This is a genomic window from Christiangramia sediminis (assembly GCF_020552705.1).
GTDB classification, from domain to species: Bacteria; Bacteroidota; Bacteroidia; order Flavobacteriales; family Flavobacteriaceae; genus Christiangramia; species Christiangramia sediminis.
In genome coordinates this window covers 800,378-824,357 of the sequence record NZ_JAJBZG010000001.1, presented here as the reverse complement: position 1 = coordinate 824,357, position 23,980 = coordinate 800,378, and the positions used below count along the sequence as shown (strand labels likewise).

The 23,980-nt window shown below is 36.4% G+C and carries 23 protein-coding genes; 13 read left to right on the top strand and 10 right to left on the bottom strand.

What is annotated here, in order from left to right; translation table 11 throughout:
• Positions 1–49: 49 nt before the first annotated feature.
• Positions 50–1,021 (bottom strand): transporter, encoded by a 972-nt coding sequence (locus tag LGQ90_RS03915; protein WP_229338311.1) that lies wholly within the window; start codon positions 1,019–1,021, stop codon positions 50–52.
• Positions 1,022–1,127: 106 nt separating this feature from the next.
• Here LGQ90_RS03915 and LGQ90_RS03910 point away from each other — a divergent pair, with 106 nt between their 5' ends.
• The 4 genes from LGQ90_RS03910 to LGQ90_RS03895 all read left to right on the top strand — a co-directional run bounded on the left by LGQ90_RS03910 (position 1,128) and on the right by LGQ90_RS03895 (position 6,660).
• The gene (locus tag LGQ90_RS03910; protein WP_229338310.1) at positions 1,128–1,409 is read left to right on the top strand and encodes a DUF4834 family protein; all 282 of its coding nucleotides are present in this window, start codon (positions 1,128–1,130) and stop codon (positions 1,407–1,409) included.
• 74 nt (positions 1,410–1,483) lie between these two features.
• Positions 1,484–3,898, top strand: a complete 2,415-nt coding sequence (locus tag LGQ90_RS03905) for a YfhO family protein (protein WP_229338308.1) — start codon at positions 1,484–1,486, stop codon at positions 3,896–3,898.
• Positions 3,899–3,918: 20 nt separating this feature from the next.
• Positions 3,919–5,202, top strand: coding sequence for a glycosyltransferase family 4 protein (locus tag LGQ90_RS03900; RefSeq protein ID WP_229338306.1), 1,284 nt, complete (start codon positions 3,919–3,921; stop codon positions 5,200–5,202).
• Positions 5,203–6,660 carry a lipopolysaccharide biosynthesis protein gene (locus LGQ90_RS03895; protein ID WP_229338303.1) on the top strand — a complete coding sequence of 486 codons (1,458 nt, stop codon included), beginning with the start codon at positions 5,203–5,205 and terminating at the stop codon, positions 6,658–6,660.
• 80 nt (positions 6,661–6,740) lie between these two features.
• Here LGQ90_RS03895 and LGQ90_RS03890 read toward each other — a convergent pair whose 3' ends face one another.
• Both LGQ90_RS03890 and uvrA read right to left on the bottom strand, forming a co-directional pair.
• Positions 6,741–8,006 (bottom strand): hypothetical protein, encoded by a 1,266-nt coding sequence (locus LGQ90_RS03890; protein ID WP_229338301.1) that lies wholly within the window; start codon positions 8,004–8,006, stop codon positions 6,741–6,743.
• A 134-nt stretch (positions 8,007–8,140) separates the two neighbouring features.
• Positions 8,141–10,930, bottom strand: coding sequence for an excinuclease ABC subunit UvrA (gene uvrA / locus LGQ90_RS03885; RefSeq protein ID WP_229338299.1), 2,790 nt, complete (start codon positions 10,928–10,930; stop codon positions 8,141–8,143).
• 233 nt (positions 10,931–11,163) lie between these two features.
• On the opposite strand from uvrA, the gene LGQ90_RS03880 reads away from it, so the two are divergent.
• Positions 11,164–11,748, top strand: coding sequence for an RNA polymerase sigma factor (locus LGQ90_RS03880; RefSeq protein ID WP_229338297.1), 585 nt, complete (start codon positions 11,164–11,166; stop codon positions 11,746–11,748).
• A gap of 61 nt (positions 11,749–11,809) precedes the next feature.
• Positions 11,810–11,962 carry a hypothetical protein gene (locus LGQ90_RS03875; RefSeq protein ID WP_229338295.1) on the top strand — a complete coding sequence of 51 codons (153 nt, stop codon included), beginning with the start codon at positions 11,810–11,812 and terminating at the stop codon, positions 11,960–11,962.
• A 39-nt stretch (positions 11,963–12,001) separates the two neighbouring features.
• Here the strand turns inward: LGQ90_RS03875 and LGQ90_RS03870 are convergent, their stop codons facing one another.
• A complete protein-coding gene (locus LGQ90_RS03870; protein ID WP_229338293.1) occupies positions 12,002–12,658 on the bottom strand; it encodes an endonuclease III domain-containing protein in 657 nt (218 codons plus the stop codon).
• A gap of 31 nt (positions 12,659–12,689) precedes the next feature.
• Here LGQ90_RS03870 and bcp point away from each other — a divergent pair, with 31 nt between their 5' ends.
• Positions 12,690–13,145, top strand: coding sequence for a thioredoxin-dependent thiol peroxidase (gene bcp / locus LGQ90_RS03865; protein ID WP_229338291.1), 456 nt, complete (start codon positions 12,690–12,692; stop codon positions 13,143–13,145).
• A 34-nt stretch (positions 13,146–13,179) separates the two neighbouring features.
• Here the strand turns inward: bcp and LGQ90_RS03860 are convergent, their stop codons facing one another.
• From LGQ90_RS03860 to porX, 6 genes are all read right to left on the bottom strand, one after another.
• The gene (locus tag LGQ90_RS03860) at positions 13,180–13,560 is read right to left on the bottom strand and encodes a hypothetical protein (RefSeq protein WP_229338289.1); all 381 of its coding nucleotides are present in this window, start codon (positions 13,558–13,560) and stop codon (positions 13,180–13,182) included.
• Between the two features lie 3 nt (positions 13,561–13,563).
• The gene (locus LGQ90_RS03855) at positions 13,564–14,766 is read right to left on the bottom strand and encodes an alanine dehydrogenase (protein ID WP_229338287.1); all 1,203 of its coding nucleotides are present in this window, start codon (positions 14,764–14,766) and stop codon (positions 13,564–13,566) included.
• 56 nt (positions 14,767–14,822) lie between these two features.
• Positions 14,823–15,404 carry a hypothetical protein gene (locus LGQ90_RS03850; protein ID WP_229338285.1) on the bottom strand — a complete coding sequence of 194 codons (582 nt, stop codon included), beginning with the start codon at positions 15,402–15,404 and terminating at the stop codon, positions 14,823–14,825.
• Positions 15,367–15,513: a hypothetical protein gene (locus LGQ90_RS03845; protein WP_229338283.1), complete on the bottom strand. Its 147-nt coding sequence runs from the start codon at positions 15,511–15,513 to the stop codon at positions 15,367–15,369. Before LGQ90_RS03845 ends, LGQ90_RS03850 begins: the two co-directional genes overlap by 38 nt.
• Positions 15,514–15,794: 281 nt before the next feature.
• Positions 15,795–16,199 carry a tRNA (adenosine(37)-N6)-threonylcarbamoyltransferase complex ATPase subunit type 1 TsaE gene (tsaE, locus tag LGQ90_RS03840; RefSeq protein WP_229338280.1) on the bottom strand — a complete coding sequence of 135 codons (405 nt, stop codon included), beginning with the start codon at positions 16,197–16,199 and terminating at the stop codon, positions 15,795–15,797.
• A 128-nt stretch (positions 16,200–16,327) separates the two neighbouring features.
• Positions 16,328–17,878, bottom strand: a complete 1,551-nt coding sequence (porX, locus tag LGQ90_RS03835; protein ID WP_229338278.1) for a T9SS response regulator signal transducer PorX — start codon at positions 17,876–17,878, stop codon at positions 16,328–16,330.
• A 123-nt stretch (positions 17,879–18,001) separates the two neighbouring features.
• Between porX and LGQ90_RS03830 the strand changes: the two genes are divergently transcribed.
• From LGQ90_RS03830 to LGQ90_RS03805, 6 genes are read left to right on the top strand one after another with little or no spacing between them, the layout of a single operon-like run.
• Positions 18,002–19,231: an HD domain-containing protein gene (locus tag LGQ90_RS03830; protein ID WP_229338276.1), complete on the top strand. Its 1,230-nt coding sequence runs from the start codon at positions 18,002–18,004 to the stop codon at positions 19,229–19,231.
• A gap of 24 nt (positions 19,232–19,255) precedes the next feature.
• Positions 19,256–20,281 carry a UDP-3-O-(3-hydroxymyristoyl)glucosamine N-acyltransferase gene (lpxD, locus tag LGQ90_RS03825; protein WP_229338274.1) on the top strand — a complete coding sequence of 342 codons (1,026 nt, stop codon included), beginning with the start codon at positions 19,256–19,258 and terminating at the stop codon, positions 20,279–20,281.
• Positions 20,274–21,671 carry a bifunctional UDP-3-O-[3-hydroxymyristoyl] N-acetylglucosamine deacetylase/3-hydroxyacyl-ACP dehydratase gene (locus LGQ90_RS03820; protein ID WP_229338272.1) on the top strand — a complete coding sequence of 466 codons (1,398 nt, stop codon included), beginning with the start codon at positions 20,274–20,276 and terminating at the stop codon, positions 21,669–21,671. The genes lpxD and LGQ90_RS03820 overlap by 8 nt, the downstream gene beginning before the upstream one ends.
• A 4-nt stretch (positions 21,672–21,675) precedes the next feature.
• A complete protein-coding gene (gene lpxA / locus LGQ90_RS03815) occupies positions 21,676–22,461 on the top strand; it encodes an acyl-ACP--UDP-N-acetylglucosamine O-acyltransferase (protein ID WP_011709652.1) in 786 nt (261 codons plus the stop codon).
• A gap of 7 nt (positions 22,462–22,468) precedes the next feature.
• Positions 22,469–23,035, top strand: a complete 567-nt coding sequence (efp, locus tag LGQ90_RS03810; RefSeq protein ID WP_229338270.1) for an elongation factor P — start codon at positions 22,469–22,471, stop codon at positions 23,033–23,035.
• Between the two features lie 8 nt (positions 23,036–23,043).
• Positions 23,044–23,973: a UDP-3-O-(3-hydroxymyristoyl)glucosamine N-acyltransferase gene (locus LGQ90_RS03805; protein WP_229338268.1), complete on the top strand. Its 930-nt coding sequence runs from the start codon at positions 23,044–23,046 to the stop codon at positions 23,971–23,973.
• Positions 23,974–23,980: the final 7 nt, after the last annotated feature.

The following is a 23,980-nucleotide window of genomic DNA, read 5'->3' as shown; positions in this document are numbered from 1 at the left end:
AAAAAAGTCCTGCAAATTGCAGGACTTTTTTTGCTTTTAAGAACAATATTTATTGATCATCATCTCCATTATCATCACCTTCATTTTCTTTTTCTTTCAACTTTTTACTTCTGACCCTTCTTCTGTTTCCTTCGTTAGATTCTTCCAGGAACTCATCTACTTTATGCAGATCAAGTCTATAAGAGATGCCGGCAGCTACCTGCCACCTGGATGGAGTATCCTTAAAATTCAATAATCCGGAAACATCAAATTGCAAATTCTTTCCTACTAAATAAGCAGCTCCTCCTCGAACCAGGTCATCAGCATAAATATCACCTTTGATTGCCTGATACTCTCCAAATACTGCAAAATTCGGAGTTACTGCATGCGTCATAGTAGCTATACCAACATAAGATCTATAATCTTCTGTTAGTTTATCGGCTATTAAATTTAAAACCAGCACCCATCGTCCCCAGTTATTTTGGGTAATTATTGCAGCTTTGGGGCTGAACTTACCTTCCCCTTCAAATAAATAAGGATTATCACCAAAAGAAAAATTAGCGCCCGCATAAATTGAAATTGCGGGAATCAGGGTTTTCCATTTAAATCTCTGATTGGCTTTCCAGCTATATAGATTGGGTTTATCTTCCGGAAGACTTACATATGGATCAAAAACCAGATATTTAGCTCCTATGCTATTCGATCTGAAATTTCTAATCGTGGCTTCACCAGTGGTCCCAAGAAAGTTTCTGGTGATATCCTGATTTTCGAAAGAACCGCTAATATTTAATTCCAGTCTTTCAAAAAGAAGACCGTAGCGTAATTGATAATCTATTCCCCAAATATCAGTATCTGTTCCCAGTCCCGAATGTTCATCATTCCCAAAATAGGCTCCTGTTTCCAATTGCAGGACATTGGTCCCTACGGCGAATGCACCCTGTGATTGCCCGGGTCTGTTCGAGTTTATGGTTTCAGTATATTGAGCGTGAAGACTTGTGGTGGCAATAAATAGTAGAAGGCTACATATGGCTAAATTACGCATGCTTATGTGGGTTGATTCTTTCAAAGATATAAGATTTATTATAATTTTATAGCCGAAGTTTCCATGATTGTGGCGGCTTATTTTTATTTTTGCAAAAAGCTTAAAAATGTTAGAAGCATCATTATCTGGAGTATTAAAAACGGTACTCATCGTTTTGTTAGTATACTTTGGTTTAAAAATATTCCTCCGGTTTTTCGGTCCGCTTATACTTAAGTGGTTCATGAAGAAAATGGGTCAGAAAGTTGAAAAACAATTCAATCAGCAATTTGGAGGTGCCCGTCAATCCCAGGAAAAAAAAGGAAAAGTTAGTATCGATAAAAAACCTAAAGAAAATAAGGGATCCAATAAAAACGTTGGTGAATATATCGATTACGAAGAAATTGATTAATTTCGGATTTTAACAAAGCTTATCATTCTGGGCTTTGTAGCACAAAATTGTGGTTAAAATCAAAAGTCCGATTAATGACTAAACTGAAGCAATTCTTACCTCACCTGCTGGTTCTGGCAGGTTTTATTGTATTATCATTATTTTACTTCAATCCTGTACTGCAGGGAAAAGAGATTTTCCAGAGCGATATCGTTCAATATATCGGGATGGCTCAGGAACAAAAAGATTTTAGAGCCGAAACTGGTGAAGAACCCTACTGGACCGATTCTGCTTTTGGTGGTATGCCTACCTATCAATTAGGTGCTTATTATCCTCATAATTACGTAAAGGAACTGGACAGTCTATTAAGGTTCTTACCAAGGCCTGCAGATTATCTCTTTCTATATTTTATAGGTTTCTATATCCTACTTCTTTGTATGAAAGTGGACTATAAGCTGGCATTTTTAGGGTCCATAGCCTTTGGTTTTTCAACTTATCTTATAATTATATTAGGCATAGGGCATAACTCAAAAGCTCATGCCATCGCTTATATGCCCATGGTCCTTGCCGGGATCATTGCCATTTTCAGAAATCGGAATATCTGGAGTTTTTTACTGCTCGCGGTAGCAATGGCATTGGAGATCCAGGCGAATCATTTCCAAATGACCTATTATCTTTTACTTCTGGTTATTATTCTGGGGATCGCATATCTGGTAGATGCCTATCGAAAAAAGCTATTATCCAATTATTTTAAAGCCATTGGGGTTATGGTAGTAGCTGTAGTTATTGCTATTGCGGCTAATGCCACCAATTTATTGGCGACCAGTGAATATACGCAGTTTAGTACTCGGGGTGAATCAGAATTGAGCATACAGCCAAACGGAAGCCCAAAAGAGAAATCCGGGCTGGGCTTTGAATATATTACTTCTTACAGTTACGGAATTGTGGAAAGCTTCAACCTCATGGTTCCAAGGTTTATGGGTGGTGGAAGTTCAGAAAATATTGGTAAAGACTCTAATATCTATGATGCTTTAAGGGGAATTGGTGCCTCACCGGTTCAGGCTGCAGGCTTTGCTGAAAATGCTCCTACCTATTGGGGTGATCAACCCTATGTAGGCGCTCCGGCATATATTGGGGCAACCGTGGTCTTTCTATTTGTATTTGCCCTCCTTTTAATTCGTGGGCGATTGAAGTGGTGGATCGTTGGAGGAAGTATTCTGGCCTTACTGCTAAGTTGGGGAAAGAACTTCGAGTTTCTCACCAGATTTTTCATAGAATTTGTGCCCTTATATGATAAATTCAGAGCGATTACATCCATACAGGTTATCCTGGAATTATGTCTGCCTTTACTGGCTGTTTTTGGACTTTACAAATTATTCCTGAAAGAGGTAAAACAGGAAGAGAAATTATATGCTTTAAAATGGTCTGCTATAATTACTGGTGGATTGTTGCTTGTCTTTCTTTTGTTTAAATCTGTCTTATTTGATTTTGCCGGCGCCAGTGATGCGATGTATAGCAAACAATTCGGAATGGATTTTATGAATGCTCTCGAGGAGGATAGAAAAGCTATTTTTACTTCAGATGTAATTCGTTCGCTTATTCTAGTTTTAATTGCTGCCGGACTTATCTGGGCCTATTTAAAATCTAAAGTGAGCAAAGATATCGTTATTGGTGGTATGGTAGCTTTGATCTTATTTGATCTGATTGGTGTAGACAAACGCTATGTTAATAATGATGATTTTGTTAGGGCTTCAGAAATGGAACAGCCTTTTCAAAAAATGGCAGCTGATGCGCAGATTCTGGAAGATAAAACTCACTATAGGGTATTTGATGTTTCAGGAGACCCTTTCAATACCGGAAGAACTTCCTATTACCATAATGCGCTGGGCGGTTATCATGCGGCTAAACCGGGAAGAATTCAGGATCTGTTCGATTTTTATATTTCGCAGAATAATATGAAAATATTGAGCATGCTCAATGTGAAATATTTTATAGTACCAACTGAAGAGGGTAATCAGGCTCAGCAAAATCCAAATACTTATGGTAATGCCTGGTTCGTAAAAGATCTGAAATGGGTAGAAAATCAGAATGAGGAAATACTGAGTTTAAAAGATACAGATCTTGAATCTACCGCCATTATCAATTCTAAATTCAGGGATGAAGTTAAAGAGGATTTTAAATTCGATCCGAGTACAAATATAGAATTGGTAAAATACCAGCCTAATGAACTTACCTATGAATTTTCAGCAGAAACCGATCAATTCGTGGTTTTCTCTGAAAATTATTATCAACCCGGTTGGCAGGCTTATATTGATGGTGAACCTGTGTCTCATGTTCAGGTTAATTATGTGCTAAGAGGAATGAAAATTCCCGCAGGAAATCATGAAATTGTTTTTAAGTTTGAACCTGAAGTTGTCAAGACAGGTAGTACGATTGCCTTGATAAGTTCAATTTTTATAGGCTTGGTTCTCATTGGCGGAATAGGTTACGAGTTCAAAAAGAGAAAATGATCTTGTCATTTAATATCTGAATGAAGAAAGTTCTCATTATAACATATTACTGGCCTCCTTCTGGCGGTCCCGGCGTTCAGCGCTGGCTTAAATTCGTAAAGTATCTGAGAGGATATGGAATTGAAGCAGTGGTATATGTTCCGGAGAATCCAAGTTACCCTATTATCGATAAAAGCTTGGAAGAAGAAATTCCGGAAGGGATCAGGGTTATCCGGAAAAAGATCTTCGAACCATATTCAATTGCTGGGATATTTTCCAAAAAAGATACCGAGACCATAAGTGCAGGGATTATTCAAAAAGAAGAAAACCAGTCTGCTTTACAAAAAGCAATGCTTTATATCCGCGGGAATTATTTTATTCCTGATGCCCGTAAATTCTGGATCTCGCCTTCGGTTAAATTTTTAAAAAAGGAAATTGAGGATGGTCATTATCACGCAATTATTACCACGGGCCCTCCCCACAGTTTGCATCTTATAGGATTAAAGCTGAAGCAGGCTTTAGCTGTAAAATGGATCGCAGATTTTCGGGATCCCTGGACGCAGATCGGTTATCATGAGAAATTGAAACTGAATGATAGCTCAAGAAAAAAGCATGAAAAACTTGAAGAACAGGTTTTAAACGCTGCAGATCATATAATAACTACCAGTTTTACCACCAAAGAAGAATTCAGTTCAAAAACTTCTCAACCCGTAACGGTTATAACCAATGGTTTTGATACTGAAATCAATCGAAATAATTCCACCAAAAAGCAATTTGAAATAGCTCATATTGGCTCCTTGTTATCGGGACGAAATCCGGATAGTCTCTGGAAAGCTTTACAAGAACTGATTAAAAATAATAAAGACTTTAAAGACTATTTTCGATTAAGACTTGCCGGAAAAGTGAGTGATGAAGTATTAGGAAGTATCCGAAAATATGATCTTCAGCATTTTCTGGAAAATGAAGGATACGTAAATCATGCCCGGGCTGTTAAATTGCAAAGAGAAGCTTCCGTCTTACTACTTCTTGAAATTGATTCAGAAGAAACCAGAGGGATCATTCCGGGGAAGATCTTTGAATATCTTGCCGCGAATAAGCCTATTTTAGCCATTGGTCCAAAGAATTGGGATGCTGAAAAAATAATTTCAAAAACCAATGCCGGAAAAGTATTTTCTTATGCGGATGCTTCAGAAATTAAACATCATATTGAATCTCTGTTTCGTAAATATCTTAAAAATGAGCAGATGAGCACATCTCATAATCTGGAACAATATCACCGGAAGTCCCTCACTGAAGATCTGGCTAATCTCATAAAGCAAGTTTAAATGGGAGTTATCATCAACCAGTCTTTTAAGAATATGGTTACCACCTATATTGGTTTTGGGATTGGTGCGGTTAATACATTGTTTCTTTTCACCTATTTTCTCGAGAAAGAATATTACGGACTGGTAAGTTTTCTTTTATCGGCAGCTAATCTTATCTGGCCGTTCCTTGTTTTTGGGGTACATAGTACTTTGATCAAATTTTTTACCTCCTATAAAACAAGAGGAGATCAGGATAGGCTTTTAAATTTTGTACTAATAATTCCGGCTATAGCAGGATTGGTTATTGGATTATTCGGAATTCTTTTTTACGATTATTTGCTGGAATACTTTAAGGGAGAAAATGATCTTGTACAACCCTATATCTGGCTTATTTTTCTAATTGCACTGGCAACCTCTTATTTTGAAGTCTTTTTCTCCTGGTCTAAAATATACTATAAAAGCGCTTTTGGAAATCTAATGAAAGAGGTCTTTCACAGGTTTTGCATCAGTATACTTCTATTTGCGGTGTATTTTGAATGGATCACTGTGGAGGTTTTTATCTATGGGATTTCGGCTGTTTTCGTATTCAGGACAATATTGATGGCGATGTATGCATTTTCATTGCATCGTCCTAAATTCAGCTTCAAATTCCCAAAAAACCTTTCTCCCGTTCTTAAGTATTCGTCCCTGATCTTATTAGCGGCTTCTGTGGCTACTGTGCTGCTTGATCTGGACAAAGTGATGATAGAGTATTATTTGCCTATTGAGAACGTTGCTATTTATGGGATAGCGGTTTATATCGCCACGGTTATTTCAGTACCACAAAAGGCGATGCACCAGATCACCCATCCGCTTACTGCCGAAATGCTTAATAAAAAGGATAGATCGGGGTTAAAAGAGCTATATGAAAAGAGTTCTTTAAACCTGCTCATTATTAGCGGACTTATTTTTATCTGGATCATCACTAATGTAAATTCCCTATATGAATTGATCCCCGAAGAATACAATATTGGCATTCTAGTGGTACTATTGATCTCTTTAGTGAAACTTTACGATAACATTCTGGGGAATAATAACAGTATTTTGTTCAATTCAGATTATTACAGGATCGTTCTGGGAGTAGGGGTGATCCTTGTGATATTGGCTTTTGCTTTAAACATGTTTTTTATTCCTGAATTCGGAATAGAAGGAGCAGCGATTGCTAGCTTTATAGCTTTCGCCCTTTATAATACGTCAAAACTATTTATTGTATTTAATAAATTCAAAATTCATCCCTTTACTACTAAAACCTGGTTAGCTCTGCTGTTAACAGTTGGTTTTAGTGTAGGTTTCTACTTTCTGAACTTTCCGTTATCTCCAATACTGAACATAGCTCTTAAAGCAAGTTTAGCCGGTGGACTGTATCTTTTTATAGTTTATTATTTCCGGTTTTCAGAAGATATTAATCAGATGATAGATAGGTTTGTGAAAAGTTCATAAAACGAGAAAACCCTATCAGCTTGGGAGCTTCAAGGGTTTTCCAACTAACCAACCAAAAAATTAAATTATGAACTTGTCATCTATATTCTATTATCCACATTTCGTGCCGAACTTCTCGATCTTGAAGAATAATTTGATCTAATTGCCTGAGACCTTGATGTTCCAGATGCAGATCGTGTTCTTACAGATGAACTACTTTGTCTTGATGTTGGACGCTCAATTCTGGAATTCCTTGCAGAATTTCCTGAACTTTTTTCAATAGTTCTGCTTCGGGTAGCAGGAGCAGAACGTTCCACTCTGGTATTACTTCTTGCTTGTACAGCTCTTTCTCTAGTTGTAGAAGTTGGTCTTTCCACTCTGGTAGAACTTCTGTTTTCTATTTCTGCAGATCTTTGCGGAGTTCTCACAGATCTTTCAATTCTTGAAATCTGTCTACTTTGAGGAGAACTTTCAATTCTAGTAGATCTACCTCTGGAATCTGTACTTCTTTCTACTCTGTTACTATATATTTTTGTATTTGCAGAGCGAGAATTTTCTCTGGCCACACTTCTTTCCGTTCTAATTCCGTTAGTATTACTTCTGGAAGCATTCTGCCTTGTAGTAGTGAAATTATCATTAGATCGAGTTCTTACCTGGGCTATATTACGCTTTGTGGTAGTTCTGGTTCCATAACTATAAGATCTCACCTTCTGAGAAGGTCTGTAAAAATTCCGTTTTCTCTGATTGGTTACATAATAGTTGTTGTAAACAGTTACATAGTTATTATAAGATATCCTTTGAGGTTCATAATAAGCTCTGTAAGGCCTGCCAAACACAATACTAACATTTACATTAGGACGACGGTAATAATCATGCCACGGCCTGTAAACATATCTCCTGTTGTATGGATTTATAAAACCTGAGTAATGGGTTATATGGTGATGACGATTATAATGCACATGTAAATTTCCTACTCTGGCCAGACGTCCAAAATTATTATATCGCATAAAAATATCTCCTGCCTGTATAATTCTACCATAATAATCATAATAGATTGGGACATTTTCAATTTGAATCACTGCTCCATAATCATCATATTGAATATAAGGTTCATAATTATATCCGGAATTATAACTAATATTTACATTTGGAGTTGAAAAATGTCCAGAATTGCCTCTTCTGAAATCGGGGTTAAAGTAAAAATCAAATTCACCATTTGGGTAAACCGCGAATTCTACACCTTCTTCAACAAAAATGAATGAGTCGTTATAATTTGTATAGGAAGTGGTAGCTGTATTGGAATTTACGGATGCCGATACTGACCATCCAATAAATAAGAATGTGAAAATAAGGGTCAGATTTTTCATGGTAGTAAAGTATTTAATTAAGAACATTTTCTTATTAAATACAAAGCACGTGCCAAAGTCCTGAAACAGTGAGCTCACAAATCAAATCCAGTATTATTCCAAGATTAAAAATCTGATTATTAAACGCTTACTATTCAGGAAAGTTTTTCTTTCAGATATTTAGAAGTATAAGATTTTTTTATTTTTGAAAGCTCTTCAGGAGTTCCCTGGCCTACGAGATATCCTCCATTTTCCCCTCCTTCAGGTCCAAGATCTATTACATAATCTGCACATTTCACCAGATCCATATTATGTTCAATTACAATTACGGTATGACCTTTTGAAATAAGAGCATTAAAAGATTTAAGGAGTTTTTTGATATCATGGAAATGTAGTCCTGTAGTAGGTTCATCAAAGATGAAAAGCGCTTTGTTCTTAGTATTTCCTTTTACTAAAAATGATGCTAATTTAATCCTTTGTGCTTCACCTCCAGATAGAGTAGAAGAACTTTGCCCAAGTTGTACATACCCCAGACCAACATCTTTAAGAGGTTTTAATTTTTTAACGATCTTACTTTGATCATGATCTTCAAAGAATTTAGTGGCATCATCAATGGTCATATTCAAAATATCATCGATGTTCTTGTCGTGAAATGTTACTTCAAGCACCTCTTTTTTAAAACGTTTTCCATTACAGGTTTCGCATTCCAGGTGAACGTCTGCCATGAATTGCATTTCGATGGTAACCTCACCTTCACCTTTACAGGTCTCACATCTGCCGCCATCAACATTAAATGAAAAATGTTTTGCTTTGAACCCTCTTATTTTGGATAAACGCTGATTTGCAAAAAGGTTTCTAATATCATCGTATGCCTTAATGTAGGTAACAGGATTGGATCTTGAAGATCTACCGATGGGATTCTGATCTACAAATTCTACCGAACTCAGGTTTTTAAAATTACCTTCCACACCGCTGAATTGCCCGGCTTTTTCTCCATAGCCTCCTATTTCTTTTTGAACAGCAGGATATAATATCTTTTTTACTAGGGTACTTTTACCACTTCCAGAAACCCCGGTAATAGCTGTGAATACTCCTAATTGAAATTCTACATCTATATTCTTCAGGTTATTTTCCCTTGCTCCTAAAACTTTGATCTTATTTTTGGAAGTCCTTCTTTTTTCAGGAACTTCAATTTCCATTTTTCCATTGAGATAACTTGCAGTAAGAGAATCAGATTTTAAAATATGTTTCATGGTTCCGGTAGCTACTAAGTGACCACCATTCGTTCCTGCTTCCGGCCCAATATCAATAATTTCATCGGCTGCATTCATGATCTCTTCATCATGCTCCACGACAATAACGGTATTTCCCAGATCCCGAAGATGCTTTAAAACTCCTATAAGTTTCTCCGTATCCTTGGGATGTAATCCAATAGAAGGTTCGTCTAATATATACATAGACCCCACCAGGCTACTACCTAAGGATGTGGCAAGATTTATTCGCTGGGATTCCCCTCCAGAAAGTGTATTCGATTTTCTATTGAGAGTTAGGTAATCCAGTCCCACATTAGAAAGAAATTCCAGTCGGTTTCTTATTTCGGTTAGCAGACGTTTGGCAATTTTTTCGTCATATTCATTCAATTCAAGATCATTGAAGAAAGCTCTTACTTTATCCAGAGGTTTTTCAACAAGGTCTGTAATACTGTGATCACTTATCTTTACATATTGGGCTTCCGGTCTTAATCGTTTTCCTTTACAGGCAGAGCATTTGGTTTTTCCGCGATAACGGGAAAGCATGACCCTGTTCTGGATCTTATAAGCTTTACTTTCAAGAAACGCAAAGAATTGATTTAATCCTTCAAAATATTGATTTCCATTCCAAACCAGTTCTTTTTGCTCATCACTCAGCTCGAAATATGGTTTATGAATTGGGAAATCGAATTTATGAGAATTATTGACCAGTTGATCGCGGTACCAGCTCATACTATCTCCACGCCAGGGAAAAATAGCATTTTCATAAACTGAAAGCCCGGTATTTGGAATTACCAGTTCTTCATCAATACCAATAACATCTCCATATCCTTCACATTTTGGGCAGGCTCCGTAAGGATTGTTAAAGCTGAATAAATGCACATTTGGCTCCAGAAAATTTATTCCGTCAAGCTCAAATTTATTACTGAAGTGCCTGGAACTATTATCTGAAAGTTTCTCAATAAAAAGTTCCCCCTGACCTTCAAAAAATGCTGCTTCAACTGCATCTGCAAGTCGGTTATAAAAATCTTCTTCATCTTTGGTGATAATTCTGTCTACGACCAACCAGGTATTATCATCTTTAGCCTTCTTCAGATCGGTTTCATCTATCCTTACAACCTCCTTATCGATTTTTATCCTGCTATATCCCTGTTGAGCAAGGATATTTATTTTCTTCTCGAGAGAACGGCCTTCCTCCACATGAATAGGGGCGAGGAGTAACAGTTTTTCTCTTTCAGGAAAAACTTTTACATAATTTATTACATCTGTGACCGTATCTTTTTTTACTTCATTTCCTGAAACCGGGGAATAGGTTCTTCCAATTCTGGCAAAAAGCAATTTTAGATAATCGTAAATTTCGGTAGAAGTTCCAACCGTAGATCTTGGGTTTGTGGAATTCACTTTTTGTTCGATAGCAATAGCAGGAGCAATACCTTTAATATAATCCACCTTGGGTTTGTTTAGCCTGCCAAGAAATTGTCTTGCATAGGAACTTAAACTCTCCACATATCGACGCTGACCTTCGGCATAGAGCGTATCAAATGCTAAACTTGATTTTCCTGAACCCGATAAACCAGTAATCACTACCAGTTTATTCCTGGGAATAATAGCATTGATGTTTTTAAGGTTGTGCAGTTTTGCACCTTTGATAATAATATTCCTCTTGGGATCTACTTTAGATATATCTGCTGTCATGCTTGTTTTCTGCTAAAACGGCAAAGTTACTCAATATCAAGCGGGAAAGAAAGCCTGATAAAACCTATAGTATTGTTAAAATATTAAGCTTTTGTTTGCATTTCTCGATTTTATCTTGCTATATTTGAACCATAACCGAAAATCACAGTTGCCTATTAAACACAGTTACTTTTTTAAAACTTAATAACCTAATCCACGGGAATCCCTAATTCCTGTACATTAAAGTAACTGTTATGAACAACACTAAGGTAACTGACGCCTCGCTCGTACGTGATTATCTTGATGGAAATGAAAACGCACTTGGCGCCCTCATCAATCGTCACCAACATCGTATTTACAGTTTTATTTTTTCAAAGGTCTATGATAGAGATATCGCGGAAGATATCTTCCAGGATACGTTTATCAAAGTGATCAGGACCTTGAAAAGAGGAAAGTATAACGAAGAAGGGAAGTTTCTTCCATGGGTAATGCGTATTTCCCACAATCTTGTCATCGATCATTTCAGAAAGAATAAAAGAATGCCCAAATTTGATAATAGTGGCGATTTCAATATTTTTTCTGTTTTAAGCGATGGCGATCTTAATGCTGAAACGCAGCTAATTAAAGACCAGATAGAATCTGATGTTCAGGAATTGATTAAAGAATTACCAGACGATCAGTTAGAGGTGCTTACCATGAGAATCTATAAGGATATGAGCTTTAAAGAGATCTCAGAGCGCACCGGGGTTAGTATAAATACAGCTTTGGGAAGAATGCGTTATGCCCTTATTAATCTCCGGAAAATAATAGAAAAAAGAAATTTAATTTTAACTAATTAAGAAAAACAATATCCCCCTGTTTGTTTCGTTATTCTATAAAACAATCATAAAATAATACCAAATGGGGAAACTCTACTTTAAAAAATCTTCGAAAGAAGAAAAAATTAATCATCTGCATCCAAAAAAAGAGACTGTTGAGTTTCTTTTGAATTATTCAAAAGCACTTCGTGTAAATGAATACAAGAAGATGAAGTTTGAGACGCTTCTGAATTAATTTTAAAAAAGACCTGCATTATTAGCCAGCGGGTCTTTTTTATTTCTTTTTCTTAAGATAATCTTTGATAACAGATTTTCTGCCAATTGTCTTGGTGATCACATCTTTTTCCAGGTCCCATGCTCTGGCGGGAGAATATTGTCTTCCATACCAAATGATCTGTAGATGTAATTTATTCCACAGGTCTTTGGGAAATAATCTCTTGGCATCTTTTTCCGTTTGCGTAACGTTTTTTCCATTACTTAAATTCCACCGGTACATTAATCGATGTATATGAGTATCTACAGGAAATGCAGGAATATTAAAAGCCTGAGCTACTACTACACTTGCAGTTTTATGGCCCACCGCCGGTAATTCTTCAAGGGCATCCATATCTGCTGGAACTTTACCATCATACTTTTCAATCAGGATTTTTGACAAACCATGTATACCCTTAGATTTCATTGGAGATAAACCCACTGGTCTAATTATATCTCTAATTTCTTCAACGGAAAGCTTAACCATGGTGTATGGATTATCTGCAATTTCAAATAGTTTAGGAGTGATCTGGTTTACTTTCACATCTGTACTTTGAGCCGAAAGCAGCACGGCAATTAATAAAGTATAAGGATCTTTATGATCTAACGGAATGGGAATTTCAGGGTATATTTCATTTAATGTATCAATAACAAACTGTACCTTTTCTTGTTTGGTCATAAAGTTTTAATTTAGGGCAAAAGTAATAATTATGACAACATTGAAAGAAGGGGATAAGGCTCCCGATTTTAAAGCTGAAGATCAGGATGGAAATGAGATCAAACTCTCAGATTATAAAGGAAAGAAATTAGTGCTGTTTTTCTATCCCAAAGCCAGTACACCGGGATGTACAGCAGAAGCCTGTAATCTAAGCGATAATTATGAGGCTATGAAAAAGAAAGGTTATGAGATCCTTGGGGTTAGTGCAGATTCTAAAAAAAGACAGCAGAATTTCAAAAATAAGTACAACTTTAATTACCCTCTTTTGGCAGATGAAGACAAGAAAGTTATAAACGCTTATGGTGTTTGGGGTCCGAAAAAGTTTATGGGAAAAGAATACGACGGAATTCACCGAACAACTTTTATAATTAATGAAGAAGGGAAAATTGAAGAAGTGATCAAAAAGGTAAAAACCAAAGCTCATGCCGAACAGATCTTAGAAGATTAGACTGTTCAAATTTCAGAAAATAAAAGGCGAATATTTATTCGTCTTTTTTTATGAACGCTTTTCTAATGGTAGCTATACTATCGCAATTTTCGATCTCTAAAGCTATATTCCTGGATTCTGATAAACCGGAAACTAGATAAATACCACAAGGCTCAGCATCAGTTTTACTTTTATTGAAATCCACATCTCCTTTGTCCAAAATTTCAGAGACCGCAGAAGTGTCTATATTATTAGATTGGAAAAATCTCAGGGAATTTTCAGAAAATCGACGCTCTTTTATCCTGATGTTTTTCAGTACCCGTGCGTTTGGAGAATAATCACAGGAAGTTTTTTTACCTCCCAAAAAGAAAATTAAAATAACGATTCCAAAAAAAAGACCTAACCCATAATAGGCCAGGCGATGGATAAACTTCATATTCTAAAAGATCAATAAATTTATATCGCGATATGAAAGATTAAACCAGTCTGCTATAGATTTGCTGGTTAATATTCCGTGGTAAAAATACAAACCATTCCGTAAACCACGATCAAATCTCAACGTATTTTCGAGTCCGCCTTCCTCGGCGATATGTAAAAGATATGGAGTAAAAATGTTACTAATTGAAAGTGAAGAGGTTCGCGCATAACGTGATGGAATATTAGGAACGCAATAATGAATTACATCATGTTTTGAAAAAATGGGTTCGTCATGAGAAGTGATCTCACTGGTTTCAACACAGCCTCCCATATCTATACTTACGTCTATCACTACAGCGCCTCGCTTCATAGATCGCACCATTTCTTCGGTTACCAAAATTGGCGATCTGTCTTTTCCTCTAACGGCACCAATTACCACATCTGCTCTTTTTAAGGCTTTGGATAGATTTTTAGGTTGAATTGTACTTGTATAGAAGGTACTTCCTAAATTCGCCTGAATATTTCGAAGTTTTGTAAGAGAACTATCAAAAACTTTGATACTTGCGCCAAGACCTATGGCCGATCTTGCGGCAAACTCACCCACAGTTCCAGCACCAATAATAACGACTTCCACGGGGGGTACCCCACTAATATTTCCGAACATCAATCCGTTGCCTTCAGCGTGATTGCTCATTATTTCTGAGGAAATAAGTACTGATGCAGTTCCTGCGATTTCACTTAAAGCACGTACGATAGGATAACTACCGTCGTCGTCTTTAATAAATTCAAAGCCTAAAGCAGTAATTCTTTTTTCAGCAAGTTTCTGAAAATATTCCTTACACTGGGTTTTGATCTGCAAGGCAGAAATAAGAATGGTCTGTGGATTAATGAATTTCAACTCTTCAATTGAGGGAGGTTCAATTTTTAAGATAGTAGGGCAGGAGAATACTTTTTTGGTGTCCTTGGTAATTTCAGCCCCGGCATCTGAATAGTCTTTATCACTAAATCTTGCCCATTTACCAGCGCCCGACTCGATCATTACCCGGTGACCATGAGCAGTAATGGCAGCCACAGCATCTGGACTTAAGCAAATTCGTTTCTCTTGGTAAGCAGTTTCTTTAGGAATCCCAATGAAAAGCTGACCTTTTTTTTTATAGATTTCGAGAGTTTCCTCCTGTGGTATGAGTTGTTCCTTAGTAAAAGGTGAAACCTGCTGTTTGCCCATATAAATAAGTTAAAGCAGTTAAATTACAACTAAATTTAGAAAAAGAAGAATAGGATTTATAGTTTACGGTAGTAGTCTTCAATAAGAACATTGGATTGTTCAAAATCTTCAGATTCTTCTTCCTGGAAATCTTTGATCTCTCTTAAGTCTTTATCAGAAACAGGGGAGAAAACAGAAATTTCAGTTTCATCTAACTCTGAAAGATCTATTCCATATACTCGATCAAATATTTTTATACGTACTAAATAAACGATACTAAGGATACCTATAAAAAATGGTGCTAAATATAAAAGTTCATTAGCATCCATAATAAAAGTTTCTAAATATACATCATCATATATAGTTCCAACTAACTGAAATGCATACATTCCAATAGGAACTAGAATTACATGATACCACCAATGTTTACAGGTGAAAAACCAAATTAAGAGAAGAAAAAGGGGAGTGATTTTACCCAGATAAGTCCACATTACTGTAGCAACATCTTTGTAATATTTGCTTTCATAGGTAAAAAAAGAATTTTCCCAAACAGGTCCGCTTGGGAAAATTTCATATAAATAAAATATATAAGGTGAAAATGCGATGCAAATCGCAATTAGACTACCCGTGAGTAGGAATCCTGATGAGCCTTTTGTCAACGGCTTGCTTTTGAATTTCATCCTTACTAATGTTATCGTTTGAAGTTGAAGTTACAAAAAAACTAGCTCCAAATATAGCGGCTGCGAAAAGTACTGCTTTAAGTTTCATAATTATAGGTTTTAAGATTGTTAATTCGTTTTGTTTTCTAGAACAAACATATAACAACTTAAAAACCTGTCAGTTAAAACATTAGTCGTACCTTTGCGCCCTTTTTTGAGGCAAAAATTGCCTGAAAAACCGCAATAAAAACTTAAAATATGTTAGTTTAAATTAAACTATAAATCGTTTAATGAATTAATTCTTTTTAATTCACTTTATAAAACAATTGCAAATGTAGAAAAATTCTTACAAACTTTTTTACGCCGCATTTTTCACATTTTTTGTTTTTGTTAACAAAACTTTAACTTTCTCGTATCTTCCGATTCTACTTGAATGAGCAATTTCTGGGTGTTATCACCCAATAATCTTTCTATTTTTTCAGGCCACTCTATTAAATTCCATGCTCCTGAATCCAGGTAATCTTCCAGACCTATATCTAATGCTTCTGTGTCATCTTCGATCCTGTAAAAATCGAAATGAAACACTGGTCCTTTTTCTGACTCGTAATGGTTAACTAGTGAAAACGTCGGACTGGAGGCAGTATCTTGTACGCCTAATGCTTTTACCAACTCCCTTATGAGAGTAGTTTTGCCAGCACCCATGTCACCGTAAAAAAGTAAGGTTTTACTTTTTGTGTTACTAAGTATGTAATCTACGGCTACATCCAGTTCTTGAAGTTTGTAGGTTAACTCCATAATTCAATATGTCAGATTTGGGATTGTAAAGATATATAAAAAATACATAAAACCATACACCTGCCTGATTTTCAGATAAGTATAAAATAATTTTATGTATTTTAACGATAAAAAATGCCTTTAATCGATTATTTAGGATTTAGGACTACAAATGGGATTACAACTTCTTCCAGCGAAATGCCTCCATGTTGATAGGTATTCCTGTAATAACTTACATAATGATTAAAGTTATTCGGATAAGCAAAGAACAGGTCTTCCTTCGCAAATATATAGGAGCTACTCATATTAATAGTGGGGAGGTGTACTGATTTTGGATCCTCTATGGCTAATACTTCCTTATTCTCATAAGTTAAGCTCTTTCCTGTTTTGTATCTCAGGTTAAGACTGGTGTTCTTATCTCCAATCACCTTAGACGGATTCTTTACATTTATAGTTCCGTGATCTGTAGTAATAATAAGTTTGAATCCTGATTGCTGAGCTTTCTGAATTATTTCTAAAAGCGGAGAATTCTTAAACCAGCTTTGAGTAAGACTTCTATAAGATTTATCATTAGAAGCCAATTCTTTAATTACTTCCATCTCTGTTTTGGAATGGGAAAGCATATCTACAAAATTATAAACAACCACGGTGAGATCGTTCGATTTTTGTGTTTTGAAATTATCTACAAGTTTTCTGCCTCCTTTTAAACTGGTTATTTTGTGATATTCAAATTTTAAATCGCTCCCCAAACGTTTCAATTGTTCGTGAAGAAAATCAGCCTCATGCAGGTTTTTACCTCCCTCTTCGGTGTCATTTTTCCAGTAATTTGGAAAAAGCTTTTCCATCTCACTGGGCATAAGTCCGGAAAATATAGCATTACGTGCATATTGTGTGGCTGTGGGAAGAATACTATAATAAGCGCTTTCTTTCTCCTTTTTATAATAAGGATTTATAATTGGTTCCAGGGCTTTCCACTGATCGAACCTTAAATTATCAACCACGATCATCAAAGTTGGTTGATCTTTCTTAAGCTCAGGCAGGACTTTTTTCTTGAATAAGGTATGAGACATTACCGGTGGTTCAGCATTTTTCTCAAACCAGCTTTGGTAATTTTTTGAAATGAATTTAAAAAACTGGCTGTTAGCCTCCTGTTTTTGAGATTCAAGGATCTCGAACATTCCAGAATCCTCGATCTCCTCAAGTTGAATTTCCCAGTAAATCAACCTTTGATAAAGCTCCGCCCATTCTTCAAAGGAATTTACCTGAGCCATTTCCATGGCTATCTTTCTAAATTCCTGCTGGTAATTTGAAGTTGTCTTTTCTGAAACCAGTCTTGAATGGTCCAGGTTCTTTTTAATACTTAAGAGGATCTGGTTGGGATTTACAGGTTTAATGAGGTAATCTGCAATCTTAGACCCAATAGCCTCTTCCATGATATATTCCTCTTCGCTCTTGGTGATCATTACGATTGGAACCGTTTCCCTTTTCTCTTTTATTTCAGTAAGAGTTTCAATTCCGGTTAGACCGGGCATATTCTCATCCAAGAATATCATATCAAAATTCTCATTTTCTATCTGTTCCAATGCTTCAGTCCCACTTTTGCAGGTTTGCACCTCATAATTTCGTGATTCCAAAAACATAATGTGAGGTTTTAATAAATCAATTTCGTCATCTACCCATAATATTTTGATATTACTCATGTGCTTTCTCTATTTATTTTGATTTAGAATGAGGATTTTAGTAATAATTCTGATTGTTTTTAGTTATTACTCTGGCTCATTTCATATATGTATCTTTGTTCTGAATTTTAGAAAAAATATAGCTTGGCGTCGCAAACTAAACTTAAAATACTAAACGATCCAATTTACGGTTTTATTACTATCCCGAACGAGCGGATCTTTAGAATTATTGAACATCCATACTTTCAAAGATTACGCCGAATTTCCCAAATGGGACTTTCATATTTGGTATATCCCGGTGCGCATCATACCAGATTTCATCATGCTTTGGGTTGTGTGCATCTTATGCAAAAAGCAATGCGAGTCCTAAGATATAAAGGTGTTGAGATTTCCGAAAATGAAGAAGAAGCGCTTCTTATCGCTATTTTAATGCACGACATTGGTCATGGCCCTTTTAGTCATGCCATGGAGCACAGTCTGGTGGAAGGTGTAGATCATGAGACTATTTCACTCCTGTTTATGGAAGAAATGAATTCAAAGTTTAACCAAAGTTTAACGCTGGCCATCAAAATTTTCAAAGGCACTTATGATCGAAAGTTCATGAATCAGCTTATCTCCAGTCAGATGGATATGGATAGGCTGGATTACCTTAAACGAGATAGTTTTTATACCGGAGCAGTAGAAGGCAATATCAATAGTGAACGCTTGATCACTATGCTGAATGTAGTAAATGATGAACTGGTTGTGGAAGAGAAAGGGATATATTCCGTAGAGAAATTTCTCATAGGGCGTCGTTTAATGTACTGGCAGGTTTACCTGCATAAAACCAGCCTGGTGGCAGAACAGCTTCTAATAAGAGTTTTAAAAAGAGCGAAGGAATTAATAGAAAAGGGAGAGAAGTTAAATGCCAGCGGTTCCTTGATGTATTTTTTAGAAAATAAGATCTCCCGGGACGATTTTGATAGTAAAACGCTGGAAATGTTTTCACGCCTTGATGATAATGATGTAATTTCAGCTATGAAAGACTGGATGTATTCAGATGATTTTGTTTTGAGTAATTTATGCGAAATGATCATAAACCGAAATCTCCTGAAAGTAAAGATCAAAAAGAATAGACCTTCCAGGGAAAAATTGGAAAAGAGATCTTTAGCACTTCAGAAGAAATATAATATTACTGAAAAGGAAGCCTCTTATTTTGTTTTTGAAGGAGAGATCGCCAATTTAGCCTATAAGAAAGAAAAAGATAATATTAATATCCTTCATAAAAACGGGAAGATCAACGATGTAGTAAAGGTTTCAGACCAATTCAACTTAAAAGCCCTCACAAATACGGTAACTAAATACTATATGTGTTACCCAAAAGTTAAAGATTAACTCATTTTTTTTACTTTTGCCAGAATGAAGTTTACTGCAACGCAAATAGCCGAGATATTAGACGGCAAAGTTGAAGGCAATCCTGAAGCGGAAGTTTCAGAGCTGGCCAAAATTGAAGAGGGCTCTGAAGGCTCCCTAACTTTTTTAAGCAATCCTAAATACACTTCCTTCTTATATACCACCAATGCTTCTATCACTATAGTAAATAATGATTTTGAGGTTGAACAACCTGTAAATACTACTCTTATTAAAGTGAAGGACGCCTATAAGGCTTTCTCAAAACTACTTGAGTACTATAATCAGATCAAACTGAATAAATCTGGAATTGAACAACCAAGTCATATATCAGAATCTGCTAAATACGGGGAAGGCCTTTATCTGGGCTCTTTTGCATATATAGGAGATAATGTGAAAATTGGTGATAATGTAAAGATTTATCCTAATGTATATATTGGCGACAATGTAAAAATAGGGGATAACGTAACTATTTTTCCGGGGGTAAAAGTTTATTCTGAAAGTCTTATTGGGAATGAAGTTACAATTCATAGTGGCGTTGTAATTGGTGCTGACGGATTTGGATTTAGTCCCGGAGATACAGGTGAATATAGTAAGGTACCTCAAATTGGAAATGTGATCATTGAAGATTATGTAGATATTGGTGCTGCTACTACTATTGACAGAGCTACACTTGGTTCTACCATAATTAGGAAAGGAGTAAAACTGGATAATCATATCCAGATCGCCCATAATGTTGAAATTGGAGAGAATACTGCCATTGCTGCTCAAACTGGGATTGCCGGTTCTACTAAGATTGGTAAGAATTGTTTAATAGGCGGTCAGGTTGGAATAGCCGGGCACCTTACGATTGGAAATCGCGTGAAAATTCAGGCTCAGTCTGGAATTGGACGAGATATTAAGGATGATGAAATGTTGCAGGGTTCACCAGCATTTGGATACAGTGATTACAGTAAATCTTATATACATTTTAAGAATCTGCCTCAAACTATGAATATTATACACCAACTGGAAAAAAAGATGAATAATGGCTGATAGAATTTCGAAACAAACAACCATTCAGGAGGAAGTTTCTCTTGAAGGTGTTGGCCTCCACACAGGAAAAGAGGTTAAGCTAACCTTTAAACCTGCACCCGAAAATACAGGATATGTTTTTGTAAGAGCAGATCTTGAAGGAAAGCCCCAGGTTGAAGCTGATGTTAGTTATGTAGTAAATACCAAGAGGGGAACCAACCTTGATAAAAATGGAGTATCTATTCAAACTTCAGAACATGTGCTGGCTGCTTGTGTAGGTCTGGAAATAGACAATCTTTATATTGAGTTGAATTCTTCGGAACCTCCAATTATGGATGGTTCTTCGAAATACTTTGTGGAAGCCCTGGAAAAGGCTGGTACTGTTGAGCAGGATGCTGATAGAGACGAATATGTAGTTACCGAAATTATTTGCTACCGTGATGAAAACGGAAGCGAGATCATCGCTATGCCTGCTGATGAATATCAGGTTACCACAATGGTAGATTTTGGCACTAAAGTTCTGGGAACTCAGAATGCTTCCATAGACCACTTATCTGAATTTAAAACTGAAATCGCCAACTCCAGAACTTTCAGTTTTTTACATGAGATTGAAACATTATTGGAACATGGCCTCATCAAAGGTGGCGATCTAAATAATGCAATTGTTTACGTAGATAAAGAGATCAGTGAAGAAACTCTGAAAAAACTCAGAGTAGCTTTTAATAGAGATGAGATCTCAGTGAAACCGAATGGAATTCTTGATAATCTTACGCTGCATTATCCAAACGAAGCCGCGAGACACAAGTTACTTGACGTACTTGGAGATGTCGCTTTGGTAGGAACCAGAATTAGAGGAAAGATCATCGCGACCAAGCCAGGTCATCATGTGAATACTGAATTTGCAAAAAAGCTGGCAAAAGTTATTAAAGCTGAAAAAAGAAATAATGTTCCCAAAATAGATCTTTCGCAACCCCCATTAATGGATGTGAATGATATTATGGATACGCTTCCGCATAGATCACCGTTCTTATTAGTAGATAAGATCTATGAACTTACAGATACTCATGTTATCGGGATGAAAAATGTCACTATGAACGAACCATTCTTTGTAGGGCATTTTCCAGGTAAGCCCGTAATGCCGGGTGTACTTCAGGTAGAAGCAATGGCTCAAACCGGAGGTATTTTAGCATTAAAGTCGGTGCCAGATCCTGAAAACTATCTTACTTTCTTTATGAAAATAGACAATGTAAGGTTTAAAAGGCAGGTGGTTCCTGGAGATACTCTTATCTTCAAACTGGAATTATTGGCCCCAATAAGACGTGGAATTTGCCAAATGCAGGGTTATGCCTTTGTAAATGGACAGTTAGCCACAGAAGCCATTCTAATGGCGCAAATCGTAAAATCAAAATAAAGTTATGAACCAACCTTTAGCATATGTGCATCCGGGAGCTAAAATCGCCAAAAATGTGGTGATCGAGCCTTTCGCGACGATACATAATAATGTAGTGATTGGAGAAGGTACCTGGATTGGTTCCAATGTGAGTATAATGGAAGGTGCGCGCATCGGGAAGAATTGTAGTATTTTTCCAGGTGCAGTGATATCAGCTGTTCCACAAGATAAAAAATTTAATGATGAAGATACTTTAACTGTTATTGGAGATAACACCACCATCAGGGAGTGTGTCACCATTAACAGGGGTACTACAGATAGAATGAAAACTGTGATCGGTAATAATTGCTGGATCATGGCTTATTGCCATATTGCTCACGATTGCATCGTTGGTGATAACTGTATTTTTTCAAATAACAGTACCCTGGCAGGGCATATTAATGTTGGAGAACATGTAATTCTTGCGGGAATGGCTGCCATTCAACAGTTTTGTAGTATTGGTAAGCATGCGTTTGTTACCGGGGGATCTTTGGTAAGAAAAGATGTTCCGCCATTTGTTAAAGCAGGACGTGAACCTTTAAGTTATGTAGGGATTAATTCCATAGGTTTACGTAGAAGAGGATTTTCAACGGAAAAGATCAGGGAAATACAGGATATTTACAGGATCTTATATCAGAAAAATTATAACAATTCTCAGGCGGTGGCTATTATTGAAGCAGAAATGCAAGCTACTGCAGAAAGAGATGAAATATTAGAATTTATTAAAAACTCGCAACGAGGTATCATGAAAGGATACTTCAGTTCAAACTAAATAAAGAATGGCATCAACTAGTGATATTAGAAACGGACTTTGTATTCGATATAACCACGATATCTATAAAATTATTGAATTTCTTCATGTAAAACCGGGAAAAGGTCCGGCTTTCGTTAGAACGAAATTAAAAAGTGTAACTACCGGGAAAGTTCTTGAAAACACGTTTTCTGCAGGACACAAAATCGAAGATATTAGAGTGGAGACTCATAAATTTCAGTTCCTTTATGAAGATGGCGAATTCTTTCACTTCATGAATGTGGAAGATTACACTCAGATAAGACTTACTGAAAATGCTTTAGATCAGCCAAAACTTTTAAAGGAAGGAGAGGTTGTTACTATCCTTATCAATACAGAGGATAATATGCCACTTTCAGTAGATATGCCGGCAAGTGTTGTTCTTGAAGTTACTCATACAGAACCTGGGCTTAAAGGAAATACTGCCACCAACGCAACTAAACCTGCAACTGTGGAGACCGGTTTTGAAGTGAATGTTCCATTGTTTATTAATGAAGGGGATAAGATCAAGATCGAAACAGAGAAGGGTACTTATAAAGAAAGAATTAAGGAGTAAACATTTATATGAAATTTCCTTGCGAATATTCTCTTAAAGAAATTGCTGCTATAATCAATTGTGATTACGTAGGTGATGATAATTTCCCAGTGCAGGGAATGAATGAGATTCATGTGGTCACCCCTGGTGATATCGTATTTGTGGATCACCCAAAATACTACGATAAAGCACTGCAATCTGCTGCGACCATTGTTCTTATAAACAAAGAAGTAGAATGTCCGGAAGGGAAGGCTCTTTTGATTTCAGACGATCCCTTCAGGGATTTCAATAAATTAACCCTACATTTCAAACCTTTCCAGCAATTGAATGATCTTATTTCAGATTCAGCTGAGATTGGAGAGGGTTCTATTATTCAGCCAAATGCGGTCATTGGCAATCATGTGAAAATTGGAAAGAACTGTTTAATTCAGTCCAATGTTAGTATTGGGGATAACTGTATTATTGGAGATAACGTTATCATTCACAGCGGAACTGTGTTGGGTGGTGATGCTTTCTACTATAAAAAGAGAGCTGAAGGTTATGATAAATTGCTTTCCGGTGGTAGAGTAGTGGTGCAGGATAATGTGGAAATAGGTACAAATAACTCTATAGACCGAGGAGTGACCGGAGACACTGTTATTGGTGAAGGTTCAAAACTGGATAACCTTATTCAAATAGGACATGATACCGTAATTGGAAAGAATTGTTTGCTTGCGTCACAAATAGGGATCGCCGGATGTGTGGTTGTGGAAGATGATGTAACTATCTGGGGACAGGTAGGGATCAGAAGTGATGTAACCATAGCCAAAGGTACTGTTTTGATGGCTCAATGTGGAGTTTCTAAAGATACTGAACCTAATACTACCTATTGGGGCACGCCTTTTGGTGAAGTACGTACAAAACTGAAAGAATACGCAGCTATAAAGAGACTACCAGAAATTGTGAAAAATATAAAATAAAATTACT